Source organism: Actinomyces oricola (genome assembly GCF_004104015.1).
Classification (GTDB): Bacteria; Actinomycetota; Actinomycetes; order Actinomycetales; family Actinomycetaceae; genus Actinomyces; species Actinomyces oricola.
This window is the reverse complement of the sequence record NZ_RYFV01000011.1, coordinates 20,461-33,703: the sequence shown is the minus strand read 5'-3', so window position 1 is coordinate 33,703 and position 13,243 is coordinate 20,461. Positions and strand designations below refer to the sequence as shown.

The window sequence follows — 13,243 nt, the reverse complement described above, 5'->3', positions numbered from 1 at the left end:
GCACAAGGACAGACCAAGGACGGACCATGACCCACCCCCAGCCGCGCACCGAACCCCGGTTCCTCACCCCCGAGGACTTCCCGGCCAGCACCCTGACCGTTCCCGGCATGCGCACCATGATCGCCGCCGACTCGCCCCGCTACGGCGTCATCCACCTCAACGTCCCCTACGCGCGCAAGTCCGGACGCACCCTGCACCTACAGGTCCTCATGCCGCCGCGCCCCACCGACGCCCCGGACACCGACACCTACCCCGCCATCCTCTACATCCAGGGCTCGGCCTTCCACGAGCAGATGCTCGGCATGGAGATGGCCAACCTCGCCGCCTTCGCCCGACGCGGCTACGTCATCGCCGTCGTCGAGTACCGCCCCAGCGAGGTCGCCCCCTTCCCGGCCCAGGCCGTAGACGCCAAGACCGCGGTGCGCTGGCTGCGCGAGCACGCCGCCGAATTCCATGTGGACCCCGAGCGCATCGCCGTCTGGGGCGACTCCTCAGGCGGCCACACCACCCTCATGACCTATGCGACCGCCGCAGACCCCGACTACACCGACGAGCCGCTGCCTGTGGACCAGGACGGCCGGCCCCTTCCCGACGGAGGCCTGGGGGTACGAGCCTTCGTGGACTACTACGGCCCCACGCACATTGGCCGCATGAACGAATACCCCTCCATCCAGGATCACCGCGCCCCCGAGTCCCCCGAGGGCTGCCTCATCGGCGGTCTCGACGTCGCTGAGCACCCCGAGCTCGTGGCGCCCACCGTCATCATGAACCACGTTCCTCCCGCCGGCGAACAGGCCCTGCCCCCGCTCCTGGTCGTCCACGGGGACAAGGACCGTCTCGTCCACTTCTCCCAGTCGATATGGCTCGTGGAGGACTTGCAGGCCAAGGGGCAGGATGTCACCTTCATTCGCCTGGCGGGCGCCGACCACGGAGGGGCCCCCTTCTGGCAGGAGGACGTCCTGGACGTGGTGGACGGATTCCTCACGGAGCACCTGGCATGAGCGCGCGACAGGACCGGGCCCGCCCCGCCCGCGGCGCCGTCGCCCCCGGCCTGGAGGGCGTGCGCGAGCTCTTCGACTCCTTCCTGGAAGCCGACCCCGACTACTCCGCCCAAGTGGCCGCCTACGTCGGCGGGCGACTCGTGGTCGACCTGTGGGGAGGACCCCACCACGACGCCGACACCCTCACCGGCATCTTCTCCGCCTCAAAAGGCGTATCCGCCCTCATGCTGGCCCGCCTCGTCAAGGACGGCGACCTGGACCTGGAGGAGCGCGTGAGCCACTACTGGCCCGAGTTCGCCACCCACGGCAAGGAACGGGTCACCGTCCGTCAACTCCTCTCCCACCAGGCCGGCGTCGTCGGGGTCCCCGGGGCGCGAATCGGCGAACGCTACGACTCGCGCAATATCGCCGCCGCGCTCGCGGCCATGCGACCGGTGTGGCGGCCCGGCAGCGCCTTCGGCTACCACGGCACCGCGATCGGCCCCCTCATGGAGGAGCTTTACCGGCGCGTGGCCGGTGTGGAGCTCCAGGAGGACTACGGGCGCCTGCGCGCCGCCCTGGGCGCCGACCTCTACCTGGGGCTGCCCGAGTCCGAGGAGCCCCGCTTCGCCCCCGTCCTGCCGCCCCTGCCCGAGTCCGCCGGGCCCGCCGAGCCCACTGGAGGCCCCGCCCCCGCCGGCCCGGCTCCCTCCACTCCGCAGACGCCTGACGACGGCGTAGACCAGGTCCCCGACTCCCTGGATTCCGTGGTCTTCTTCGGCGGCGGCCCCATGGACCCCAAGGGCGTCATCGAGCCCAACCTGCGTCACCTGCGCGCCGCCGGTGTCGCCTCAATCGGTGCGGTGGGCTCGGCCCGGGGCCTGGCGTGCGTCTACGCCGCGGCGGTCACCGGCGTGGAGGACGTCAATGGCTCCGCCCCCTTCCTGCCCGGACCCCTGGTGGAGGACCTGGGGGTTCAGCAGTGTTGGGGGGTGGACCGTGTCCTGGGCGTCCAGGCCGCTTACGCCACCGTCTTTCAAAAGCCCCAACCCGGTCGCCAATGGGGCTCATGGCGGGCCATTGGGCACGACGGCGCCGCCGGGGCCCTGGGCATGGCCGACCCCACCTACGGCCTGGCCCTGGGCTACGTCCGTCGCCGCATGACCACCCCTGGAGGCCTGGATCCGCGGGCCACGGCGCTGTCAACGCGGCTGCGCTCCCTGCTCGATCCCGTCTTGCCACTCTGAGCGCGGGTGAGTCGTGGGTGGGCGAAGAGTCGCATCCCTACCCAAACCTTGAACCTCAATGAGCGGAGGACGATCACCATGACCGACACCAGCACCGTCACCGACCTGCGCAGCGCCCTGGCGCTCCTGGCAGACGACCCCAACAGCCTCCTGGCCACCGACCACCCCGTTGACCCTGCCGCCGAACTAGCCGGCGTTTACCGGCGCATTGGCGCCGGCGGCACCGTCATGCGGCCCACCCGCCGCGGCCCCGCCATGGTGTTCAACACCATCACCGGCTACCCCGGGGCCCGCGTTCTGGTGGGGCTCATGGCCGACCGCGCCCGCGTGGCCCGGCTCCTGGGAGCCACGCCCACCACCGTTGGCCGGCACCTGGCCGCCGCCCTCGATAACCCCGTCGCGCCGCGCGTCCTGGGCGGCCAGGAGGCCAATGACGCCCCCTGCCAGCAGGTCGTGCACCTGGCCACCGACCCGGACTTCGATATCCGCACCCTCTTGCCCGCCCCCACCAATACCGACGTCGACGCCGGCCCCTACTTCTGCCTCGGCCTGCTCCACGGCACCGATCCGGAGACGGGTCACAGCGATGTCACCATCCACCGCGTCTGCGTGCAAGGACGTGACGAGTTATCCGTCTTCTTCGCCCCCGGCCGCCATATTGACGCCTTCTGCGCCAAGGCCGAGGCGGCGGGCCGGCCCCTGCCCATCACCATTAACATGGGCCTGGACCCCGCCATCCAGATCGGCGCCTGCTTCGAAGCCCCAACCACCCCCTTTGGCTACGACGAGCTTCAGATCGCCGGGGGGCTGCGTGGCCGCCCTGTTGAGCTCGTGCCCGCCCGCACCGTGGACCAGCTCTCCATCGCCAATGCTGAGGTGGTCATCGAGGGTGAGCTCCTGCCCGGGGTGCGCGTGCGCGAGGACCAGAACACGGGCACTGGACACGCCATGCCGGAGTTCCCGGGCTACGACGGCCCCGCCAACCCCGCCCTGCCCCTCATGCGCGTCACCGCCGTCACCACACGCCACAACCCCATTGTTCAAACCCTCGTAGGGCCGGGGGAGGAGCACACCTCCCTGGTGGGCATCCCCACAGAGGCCTCCCTCCTGCGCGCCCTGGACCGGGCCCTGCCAGGGCTGGTCACCCAGGTCCACGCCCATACCGCCGGGGGCGGTAAGCTCCTTGCGATCCTCCAGGTTGCCAAGCGCGCCGACATAGATGACGGTCGTGCCCGCCAGGCCGCTCTTGTGGCCCTGGCCACCTATTTCGAGCTCAAGAATGTCATTCTGGTCAACCAGGACGTGGACGTTTTCGACACCGACGACGTCCTGTGGGCCATGACCACCCGCATGGCTGGCGACTTGGACATTGTTACGGTGCCCGGCGTCGTCGGACACGTCCTGGACCCCAGCCAGCAGCCCGCCTACGACCCGCGCCTGCCCGTAGGGGGCGTGACCACCAAGACCATCTACGACGCCACCTACCCCTGGCACCTGCGGGCGGAGTTCGAGCGGGCGCGGTTCCGGGAGGTGGACCCCGCCCCCTGGCTCGCTGCCGCCCGGGCCTGGGAGGCCGGGGGCGCTCACGATGGGGCACCCGCGTGAGCGCCCCCCAGGGTCGGGTCCCTGCCGTGCGGCGCGTTATTGTCGGGATCACCGGCGCGTCAGGAACCGTCTACGGCATTCGGCTCCTCCAGGCCCTGCACGCCATGGAGGGCATTGAGACGCACCTGGTCGTCTCCCCCTGCGGGCACCTGACCCGCTCCTTGGAGACAGACGTTTCCAAGGAGGAGCTCGAGGCGCTTGCCGACGTGGTTCATAGTCCCGATGACATGGCGGCCGCGATCTCCTCCGGCTCCTTCCGCACTTCGGGCATGGTGGTGGCCCCCTGCTCAATGAGGTCGCTGGCGGAGATCGCCAACGGGGTCACCTCCTCCTTGGTTACTCGCGCGGCGGATGTGGTTCTCAAGGAACGGCGCCGCCTGGTCCTCGTAGCCCGGGAGACGCCTCTGAGCCTCATCCATGTGCGCAATATGGCGGCCGTTATCGAGGCGGGCGCCATTGTCCTGCCGCCAGTCCCGAGCTTCTACACCCGCCCGCGCACGGTGGGCGACATTGTCGACCAGACCGTGGGCCGCTGCCTGGACCTCATGGGCCTGGAGATGGCGGGCCTGCCGCGGTGGGGCGGGGCGGCCCCGTGAGCGGGACCCCTCCCCCTTCCTCCCCCTCTCTTCAACAAAATCCTCACAGGAGAACACACATGGACGTTGTCCTGTGAGGATTTTGTTGGGGGAGGGAGGGGGAGGTGCAGGGGGTGGGCGGGGTGAGTACTTGGCCCGGTGGCGCCGCCGAGGAACACTGGGGGCATGTCTCGCCGCACCGATGTGACTGATGAACCGCTGGCCCGCATAGACCTGGGCCCCCGGCACGCCCCGACCCTCATCCTCCTCCACGGCATCACCGGCTCGGCCCTGTCCCAGGCCGACGCCCTGAAGCACTGGGCGGCCCTGGGCTACCGCGTTATCGGCCTGGACGCCCGCGGCCACGGCCTGTCCCCGCGCTGGACGACGGCGCAACTCGCCCGCGCCGGCGAAGTCCTAGTCCAGGACGTCACCGCCGTCCTGGAGGACCTGGGCGCCCAGGCGCGCGGCCGGGCCGCCCTGGGCCTGGAGGCCCCGCCCGCTCCTGTCCTAGTGGGGCACTCCATGGGGGCGGCCACCGCCATGGTCGCGGCCGTGCGCCGCCCCGAGCTGGTCAGCGGCGTCGTCCTGGAGGACCCCGCCCGCTTCGGCACCCGCAGTCCTGAGGAGCTCCTCGCCCGCGGAGCGGCCCGCGAGCGCACCCGCGCCGCCAAACTCGCCGACCTGCCCGCCGCGCTTCGCCAGGGCCTGGAGCACCCCACCGCCCCGGGCATTGAGATCCTGCCGGGGCTGTGGGCCATCCAGCGCACCGACCCGGCGCTCCTGCGCAGCGGCGTCGTCGCCCCCGAGGTCCTTTGGGAGGAGGCAATGGCGGCGCTGCGGGTGCCCACGCTCCTGGTCACCGGCGACCTGCCCGGCTCGGCGCGGGTGGGCCGGCAGGGGGCGGCGCTCGTGGAGGGCCTCGCCAACCCCCGGATATCCGTGAGCATGATCCCCGGCGCCGGCCACGAGGTGCGCCGCACCGCTGGGGCGGCCTTCTACGACGTCGTCGACCCCTGGCTGACGGCCCTCCTGCCGCCCATGGCGCGCTGAGCCGACGGCCGCCCCGCTTCCGGGTCCGCCCACCACCCCGCATGCGCTCGCGGTCGAGGGGATTGAGACCGGGGTTTCCGGGCCCGCCCACCGCCCCGCATGCGCGGCACCGGGCCGGTGCATATGCGTCCGGGTGAGCCACAGCATAGGATGCTTTCGGCCCGGCAAGGTAGCCGGAAGTCGACGAACTCTGGCGACCCCTAGGCAGTCCTGAGGAGGAACTTGATGGTGTCCGCGCCCACCCGTCACCACCCCAAGAACATTATTGGCGCTGTCGGCGGCGTCGTTGCCTTTGCCGTGCCCTTCCTGGTGGATATTCCCGGCCTGGAGGACCCCGGGGAGCGAATGCTCTCCATCTTCCTGCTGGCCATTGTCCTGTGGGTCACTGAGGCGATCCCCCTGGTGGCCACGGCCGTACTCGTCATCGCCCTGGAGGTTCTGCTGGTCTCCGACCAGGCGCTCCTGCCCGTGCCCGACGGCGCCCTGGCCTACTCCAAGTTCCTGGGAGCCCTGGCCAACCCTGTCATCATCCTGTTCCTGGGCGGTTTCCTCATTGCTGACGGCGCCGCCAAGTACCACCTGGACAAGAACCTCGCCGCCGTCCTCATTACACCGTTCACCGGGTCGGCGCGCCGCACGGTGCTGGGCCTCATGGTCATTACCGCCCTGCTGAGCATGTTCATGTCCAACACCGCCACCACGGCCACCATGTTCGCCGTCATCATCCCCATCCTGGGCGCCCTGCCCGAGGGCAAGCCGCAGGCCGGCCTGGCCCTGTCCATCCCGGTGGCCGCGAACGTCGGCGGCATTGGCACCCCCGTGGGCACGCCCCCCAATGCCATTGCCCTGGGCGCCCTGGGCGAGGCCGGCTACCACATCTCCTTCGCCGACTGGATGGTGATGGCCGTCCCCCTCATGCTCGTCATTCTCCTGGGCGCCTGGGCCCTCATCGCCCTCCTGTTCATCCCCCGCGGCCTGGGCATTGACCTGGACATGAAGGCCTCCTGGTCCACCAGCCCCAAGGCCCGCGCCTTCTACGTCATTGCCGGCCTGACGATACTGGCCTGGATGACCGAGTCTTTGCACGGCGTGAGCGCCAATGTCGTTGGCTTCCTGGCGGTGGTCGCGCTCCTGGTCACCGGCGTCATGGGCGGGGAGGACCTGGGCCGGCTCTCCTGGCCGGTGCTGTGGCTGGTGGCCGGCGGTATCGCCTTGGGCGACGGCGTGGGCGCCACCGGCCTGGACACCTGGATCCTGGGGCTCTTCGACTGGAACGCCATGGGCGCGCTGGCGGTGGTCGTCGTCATGGGGCTGCTGGGCCTGGGCATGTCCAACGTCATTAGCCACTCCGCGGCCTCTAACCTGCTCATCCCCCTGGCAATGGGCCTGGCCACGGGCATTGAGGGCCTGGAACCGGTCACGATCGCCGTGGTCCTGGCGCTGGCCTGCTCCTTGGGCATGAGCCTGCCGATCTCCACCCCGCCCAACGCCATCGCGTACGCCACCGGCACGGTGACGACGGCGGACATGGCCAAGGTGGGGATTGTGATCGGTGTGGCGGGCACAGCCCTGCTGGTCTTCGCCATGCCGCCGCTGTGGGCGGCCCTGGGGCTGCTATGAGCGCTTCCACGCCCGCTAGCCCCCCCGCCGCCTCCCCGGGTGTGGTCTGGACCCCGGCCAGCCCGGCGAGCGCCGCCAGCCCGGCGAGCCCGCCGACGGCTGGCGGCCCCGCCGAGGAGCGGCTGGTGGTGGCCGTGGTCTCCCCGGCCTCACTGGGCTCCCAGGCCGCCCACGAGATCGGGCCCGCGGTGCGGCCAGTGGCCGACGTGCTGCGGGTGCGCTCCCTGGCGGAGCTGCTGGCCCGCGCCGGGGGCGCCAATGTGCAGGACCTGGGGACGGTGGCCCTGATTATTGCCACCGATGAGGTCGGCAGCCTCGACGACGTCGCCCTGGCCGTGGACCACTACCCGTCCCTGGCCACGGCGCGCCTGGTACTCCTGACCGAGCGCACCGAGTTGCACGACATTGGTCTGGCCATTGATGAGGACTTCGTGCGCGAGGTTGTCGCCGTCCCCTGGACTCCCGGTGCCGTGGCCGACCGGGCAGCCGCCCAGACCCGCCGTTGGATGCGCGATCATTGGCCCGAGGACACTCGCCGTCGGCTCTTGGGGACCCACGGCGCCGAGGGGGATCTGGACCGGGCCCCGCTCCTGGAGGCCCTCACCCACAGCGCGGACGTGCTCACCCGCGAACTGGTGGCCGCCTGCGAGAAGGTCCTGGGGCCCCGGCCCCGCCTGCGCCTGCCCGCTGGGGTGCGCCTGACTCACCAGGGGCAGGTGGTCGACGGCGTCTACCTTGTTGTCAATGGCGCTGTTGCCCTCACCCGGCATACCCGGGTGGGCGAGGTCACCCTCCACCATGCCACCACCGGGCGCATTATCGGCCTGGTCTCCCTGGCCTCTCAGGGGCGGGCGTTCGTCACCTCCACCACCACCACCGACGTCGAACTCATCTTGCTGTCCATTGAGCAGCTGGATCGGGCCCTGAGCGAGAACCCCGCCACCGAGCAGGTTCTGGCCGCCCTGCTCATTGGCTCTCTGACCAAGCGCCTGTCCCGCTCCGAGGCCCTTCAGGTTGAGAAGATTGAGTTGGCCGCCGCCCTCAACGCCGAGAAGGCCCAGGCGCAGGCCGCCCTGGAGGCCCTGGAGCAGGCGCGTTTGGAACTGCTGGCCCAGGAGCGCTTCGCCACCCTCGGCGAGCTCGCCGCCGGCGTCGCCCACGAGCTCAACAACCCGGTGGCGGCCCTGGACCGCTCCTACGAGCATCTGCGCGAGGACCTTCTAGGAGTCCTGTCCTCCCACCCCGAGGGCGAGATTATCCGCGCCGCCGCTGAGCGCACCCGAACCCGCCCGGCCGCCTCCACCCGCGAGGAGCGCAAGCTGCGCCGCGTCCTGGAGAAGGCCATTGGCGACCGTGAGCTGGCGCGCCGCATGGTTGCCGCCGGCGTTCAGGACGTCGATGAGGCCCGCGCCCTGGCGGCCGACCCCTACCATATGGGGCTGGTGGAGTCCGCGGCCTCGTTGGGGCGCGGGGAGCGCAATATCTCCGTGGCCACCGGGCGCATCCGGGGACTGGTCTCCTCTCTGCACACATATGTGCGCCCCGAGGGGGAGGCCGCCGAGGACGTCGATGTTCGCGAGGCCCTGGAGGACGCCATTCGTCTGACCGCCCACCGCCTGCGCGACATTGAGGTTGAACGGGTCTACGAGGAGGTTCCCCCGGTGCGCGGCCGGGCCGGGGAGCTGGCTCAAGTGTGGACCAACCTGCTGTCCAATGGGGCCGACGCCCTCCTGGCCATGCCCCCGGGCGACACCCGGCCCCGTCTGGTCCTGCGGGTGGCCCCTGACGAGCGGGGGGTGCGCGTCGAGATCGAGGACAACGGTCCCGGCATCGCCCCCGAGGTCCTGCCCCGCATCTTCGAGCCGCGCTTCACCACCAAGCACGGCCAGGTCCGCTTCGGCCTGGGCTTGGGCATGGGGCTGGCCAAGAGCGTCGTCGACGCTCACGGTGGCACCATTGCCATTAGCTCCTACCCTGGACGCACTCGCGTCACCGTTACCCTGCCCACCCACACGTCCCTCGGGAGTTAGGAGACCCCCATGAAGCTCGCCATCCTCGTCGTCGAGGACGAACCCGAGGTGCGTGACGCCATAGTCACCGACCTCGCCCCTTTCTCCGCAGTGGTGCGGATCGAGCCGGCCGAGGACGTCCCGGACGCCTGGGACGTGGTCGAGGAGATCGTCGCCGACGGCGACCGGGTCGCTCTTATCCTGGCCGATCATCGCCTGCCCGGGCGCACCGGGGTGGACATGCTCGTGGAGATGTCCTCCGATGAGCGCACGGCTGGCGCCCGCAAGGTCCTGGTGACCGGGCAGGCCGATCAGGCCGACACCGTTCGCGCCGTCAATAACGCCGGCCTGGACCATTACATCGCCAAGCCCTGGCAGGGGGAGAACCTGCGCGAGGTCGTGCGCACTCAACTCACCGATTACGTCGTGGAGGCCAGGCTCAATCCGCTGCCGCACCTGCGCGCCCTGGACGGGGTGCGCGCCATGGACCTATTGCGCTAGGGCGCCGGGCCGGGGCGTTTGCGCCCCGCGCGATCGCCCCGCCCGCGGGCGCCGAGGTGAGCGCCGGCGCCGGGTCGCTCGCCGGGCTCACTGGGCCTGTTGGGCCGCTCGCCGTCCCGGACGGGGCGGGTGCTGAGTTCGCCAAGCCGCTCGCCGGGCTCGCCGGGGGCTGGTCTAGTGGGCGCCAAATTGATGCCTGCTCGCTCGCCGCTCCGGACGGGGCGGTGCGGGCCAACTGCCCACTGGGGAGTGGTGCTCCGCCGGGCCCGGCGGAGCACCCTCGGTGAGGTGCGCCGTGGCAGGATCAGCCTATGAGTGACACAGTCTCCCATCCACCGACCGCCTCATCCGGGGGCCCCTCCGGGCGAACCCAGGGTGAGACCATGGCCCTGGTTATTGCCTCGCTGGTCGTGGGCTGCGCGGGCTTGTATCTGACGCGCAGCCTGGTCGGGCCGGCGTTCTTCGCCCTGACCCTGGTCATTACGGTGCGCCCCCTGGTGAGTTGGGCGCACCGGCACCACGTGCCCCGGTCGGTTGCCGCCGTCGGCGCAATCATGCTCATCTACACCTTTGTTATCGGCCTGTTCGCGGCCCTGGGCATGGCCATTGCCCAGCTCGTTGAGACGCTGCCCGATTACTCCGCGAAGTTCGGGGCCATCTGGAGCCAGGTGCTGGCTCTGCTCGACCGTTTCGGCTGGGACCAGACCACGGTCCTGGAGCAGATCGTCAACTCCATGGATACCGACAAGATCGTGGGCGTCGCCCAAGCCGCCTACGACCAGGTGACCAATATCGGCTCCATGCTCTCTATTATGGCGCTTACCGTCGTCTTCCTCATGTTCGACATGTCGCGTATTGAAATGCGCGCCGAGGCCCTGACCATCCTTAAACCAGGCGTGGCCTCGGCACTCAAGGGATTCGCCGTCTCCGTGCGCTCCTACTGGCTGGTCTCCACGGTCTTCGGCCTTATTGTGGCGGTGCTCGACGTCGTCGCCCTGGGGATCCTGAACGTGCCGATGGCGGTGACGTGGGGGGTGCTGTCCTTCATCACCAACTACATTCCCAATATCGGTTTCTTCGTGGGCGTTATCCCTCCGGCGCTGCTGGCGCTGGTGGATTCCGGGCCGCTGACCGCGCTGTGGGTGATTGTGGCCTACACGGTGCTCAACTTCGTTATCCAATCGCTCATCCAGCCCAAGTTCACCGGCGACGCCGTGGGCTTGAACACCACGACCACGTTCCTGTCGCTGCTCTTCTGGTCCCAGGTCATTGGCGCCCTCGGCGCGATCCTGGCGGTGCCGTTGACCCTGTTCGCCAAGGCCGTCCTCATTGACACCGACCCCCGCTCCCGCTGGATATCCCTGTTCCTGTCCGCCGGTGACGAGCCGGTGCGGCGCACCGAACAGCTTGATGCCCAGGAGGTTGACGCGCTCGACCTGGACGGGGACGGGATCGGGCCCGCTGACCCGCAGTACGGCACACCGGCTGTTGCACTGGATGAGGCGGGGGGTGCTGCACGCGCGACGACGGCGGACCGGCCGGGTGCCGCGGCGGCCGAAGAGGGGAAGGGGTAGAAGGGGCGCCCGGCGCGTAGGGGCGGCCAGGGCGGCAGTGGTCGCCGGGAGGCGGCCGACAAGGATGATTAAGACGGCGGTCATAGGGCGGTCAGCCCCGGCCCGTCCCATGGCCTTGGTCGGTGCCCGGCGTGGACCGGGGCTCCCTGGTGACGCCTGGTGACGGACGCCCTGGCGTGACACTTGCGATAGGAGTTCCTGGAGGTTTTTCAGGTTGGCCCGAGCGTTCTCCCAGGGGTGGGATGTTATCGTATTGTTACCACCGAGCACGGCGGGCCGTAAGGGTTGGGGAACCCGTTGACCGGTCAGTCGTGAGTCCAAGGAGGGTTGAAGGGAGTCCTCCGTGGGCGTTTCGGTGAAGGAGGGTGCTCCACCCGGGTATGGGAAGCCGGGCCTGGAGCCCCTCAATGACGAAGGCCCGTGGGCCGGGAGAGACAACCCGGTACCACGGGCTTCGCCGTGCCCGGGGACATGCCGTGCCCGGGCGCATAGTCGGCGGGGCCGGGGCGCCAGGCCCCGCCGCTATGAGCGCCCTCTCAGACCTGGCGCGCCGCATTAAGCCGGGCGGCGGCGCCGGTGGGCGGGTGGCCGGCAGGGTTAGCGGTGTTGCACATTCTTCTTGCGCCGGTCTGTGAGGGATCGTTGATATTTCAACGATCCCTCGTAGCAGAGGGTCGGTTCGGCAAGGATGAATGTGCAATGGCGTACCCGTTCGCACATTCATCCCGTTCCCGGGCCCCCAGATCCCGAGCAGATCCGCAGGATTCCGCGGTTCCCCGCTCCTTGAGGGAAGAAAGAATGTGCAACCCCCAGGCCCGGGCGCACCCCCGGGGGTCCCATGCTCGGTTCAGCCATGTACTTACCCACCAGCCCCAAGTCCGCACGCGCCCAAGGGTCCCTGTTCCCACACTCCAGGTGGCGGCGATCTTTCCCCAAGCCTGCACCCGCCCCGGGGTCCCAGATGACGCCGGGGGACCCCAGACGGCGCAAGCCCCCAGGAGTCGGGCAGCACCTCTCTTAAGGATCCGGCGGAGTGAGCGGCCGCCCCCGGAGGGAGCGGCCGCTCACTCAGACCTGACGGGTCAGACCTGGCGCGCCAGGTCGGCGGCGCCCACCAGTCCGGCCTCCTGGCCTCCTTCGGCCAGGACGATCGGGATGAGGGGCCGTGCCTTGCCGGCGGTGAGGTTGGCGTAGAAGGACTTCTTCGTGGGCTCCAGGAGGATGTTCCCGGCCTCGGCCAGGCCGCCGGCGATCACAATGATCTCCGGGTCGAGGATTGCGCACATGTCGGCCAGGCCCACGCCCAGCCAGTGGGTGAGCTGCTCGTAGCACTCCAGGGCCGCCGGGTCGCCCTCGCGGGCGGCCGCTGTCACGGTCTTGCCGGAGATCTGGTTAATGTCCCCGCCGGCGAGTTCAAGCATGCGCTTGGCGTATCCGGGCCGGAACTTGGCCAGCTCCCAGGCGTTAATGCCCAGCGCCGTGCCGGCGCTGTAGCGCTCCAGGCAGCCGCGCAGGCCGCAGCCGCAGGGGCGACCGCCGGGGACTACGGTAATGTGCCCGATCTCGCCCCCGAACCCGGCAGCACCGCGAACCAGGCGCCCGTCAACCACCAATGCCCCGCCCACGCCAGTACCAATCGCCACAATGAGCGCGTTGCGGCGGCCGCGGGCCGCACCGAAACGGGCCTCGGCCCACCCGAAGGCGTTGGCGTCGTTCTCCACGACCACGGGAAGCCCCACCTGCTTGGAGACCACGTCCCCGATCCTCATGCCGGTCCAGTCCAAGTTCGTGCCGTGGGCCATCGTGTTGCGGTCCGAGGAGACGAAGCCGGCCGCCCCAATGCCCACGGCGGCGACGTCGTACCCTTCCTTGAGCTTCTTAGTGACCGCCACAATGGTGTCGATAATCGCCTGACGCTCCTTAGCGGGGGAGTCGCGTCGGACGGTCTCCAGGACCTTGCCCTCCTCGTTGACCACGCCCGCCGCGATCTTCGTGCCTCCGACGTCGACGCCAATGCTCAGTGCCATCCCCGCTGCTCCTTCGATGCGATGCCGGTGCCCCGGCGAGCGCGGCCCCCAT

Annotated in this window: 10 protein-coding genes; 9 read left to right on the top strand and 1 reads right to left on the bottom strand. The window is 70.0% G+C overall.

The window, feature by feature from the left end; translation table 11 throughout:
• Positions 1-26 precede the first annotated feature (26 nt).
• The 9 genes from EUC46_RS05980 (at position 27) to EUC46_RS05940 (ending at position 11,164) form a co-directional block, all read left to right on the top strand.
• Positions 27-1,001, top strand: a complete 975-nt coding sequence (locus tag EUC46_RS05980) for an alpha/beta hydrolase (protein ID WP_206645919.1) — start codon at positions 27-29, stop codon at positions 999-1,001.
• On the top strand, positions 998-2,227 hold the full coding sequence (locus EUC46_RS05975) for a serine hydrolase domain-containing protein (protein WP_128773279.1): 1,230 nt from the start codon (positions 998-1,000) through the stop codon (positions 2,225-2,227). Before EUC46_RS05980 ends, EUC46_RS05975 begins: the two co-directional genes overlap by 4 nt.
• Before the next feature lie 78 nt (positions 2,228-2,305).
• On the top strand, positions 2,306-3,832 hold the full coding sequence (locus tag EUC46_RS05970; protein WP_128773278.1) for a UbiD family decarboxylase: 1,527 nt from the start codon (positions 2,306-2,308) through the stop codon (positions 3,830-3,832).
• Positions 3,829-4,428, top strand: a complete 600-nt coding sequence (locus EUC46_RS05965; RefSeq protein ID WP_128773277.1) for a UbiX family flavin prenyltransferase — start codon at positions 3,829-3,831, stop codon at positions 4,426-4,428. The genes EUC46_RS05970 and EUC46_RS05965 overlap by 4 nt, the downstream gene beginning before the upstream one ends.
• Positions 4,429-4,593: 165 nt before the next feature.
• Positions 4,594-5,460 carry an alpha/beta fold hydrolase gene (locus EUC46_RS05960; RefSeq protein WP_128773276.1) on the top strand — a complete coding sequence of 289 codons (867 nt, stop codon included), beginning with the start codon at positions 4,594-4,596 and terminating at the stop codon, positions 5,458-5,460.
• A 225-nt stretch (positions 5,461-5,685) separates the two neighbouring features.
• On the top strand, positions 5,686-7,080 hold the full coding sequence (locus EUC46_RS05955; RefSeq protein WP_128773275.1) for an SLC13 family permease: 1,395 nt from the start codon (positions 5,686-5,688) through the stop codon (positions 7,078-7,080).
• A complete protein-coding gene (locus tag EUC46_RS05950; RefSeq protein ID WP_128773274.1) occupies positions 7,077-9,110 on the top strand; it encodes a sensor histidine kinase in 2,034 nt (677 codons plus the stop codon). The genes EUC46_RS05955 and EUC46_RS05950 overlap by 4 nt, the downstream gene beginning before the upstream one ends.
• Before the next feature lie 9 nt (positions 9,111-9,119).
• Entirely contained in the window at positions 9,120-9,590 is a 471-nt protein-coding gene (locus EUC46_RS05945) for a response regulator (protein WP_128773273.1), read from the top strand.
• Positions 9,591-9,901: 311 nt separating this feature from the next.
• The gene (locus tag EUC46_RS05940) at positions 9,902-11,164 is read left to right on the top strand and encodes an AI-2E family transporter (RefSeq protein ID WP_128773272.1); all 1,263 of its coding nucleotides are present in this window, start codon (positions 9,902-9,904) and stop codon (positions 11,162-11,164) included.
• 1,082 nt (positions 11,165-12,246) lie between these two features.
• Here EUC46_RS05940 and EUC46_RS05935 read toward each other — a convergent pair.
• Positions 12,247-13,191 (bottom strand): ROK family glucokinase, encoded by a 945-nt coding sequence (locus EUC46_RS05935; RefSeq protein ID WP_128773271.1) that lies wholly within the window; start codon positions 13,189-13,191, stop codon positions 12,247-12,249.
• Positions 13,192-13,243 lie beyond the last annotated feature (52 nt).

Coding starts and splice junctions, on each gene's coding strand:
- EUC46_RS05975 (WP_128773279.1), top strand. CDS start 998: ATGAGCGCGCGACAGGACCGGGCCCGCCCCGCCCGCGGCGCCGTCGCC.
- EUC46_RS05945 (WP_128773273.1), top strand. CDS start 9,120: ATGAAGCTCGCCATCCTCGTCGTCGAGGACGAACCCGAGGTGCGTGAC.
- EUC46_RS05970 (WP_128773278.1), top strand. CDS start 2,306: ATGACCGACACCAGCACCGTCACCGACCTGCGCAGCGCCCTGGCGCTC.
- EUC46_RS05955 (WP_128773275.1), top strand. CDS start 5,686: ATGGTGTCCGCGCCCACCCGTCACCACCCCAAGAACATTATTGGCGCT.
- EUC46_RS05950 (WP_128773274.1), top strand. CDS start 7,077: ATGAGCGCTTCCACGCCCGCTAGCCCCCCCGCCGCCTCCCCGGGTGTG.
- EUC46_RS05940 (WP_128773272.1), top strand. CDS start 9,902: ATGAGTGACACAGTCTCCCATCCACCGACCGCCTCATCCGGGGGCCCC.
- EUC46_RS05980 (WP_206645919.1), top strand. CDS start 27: ATGACCCACCCCCAGCCGCGCACCGAACCCCGGTTCCTCACCCCCGAG.
- EUC46_RS05960 (WP_128773276.1), top strand. CDS start 4,594: ATGTCTCGCCGCACCGATGTGACTGATGAACCGCTGGCCCGCATAGAC.
- EUC46_RS05935 (WP_128773271.1), bottom strand. CDS start 13,191: ATGGCACTGAGCATTGGCGTCGACGTCGGAGGCACGAAGATCGCGGCG.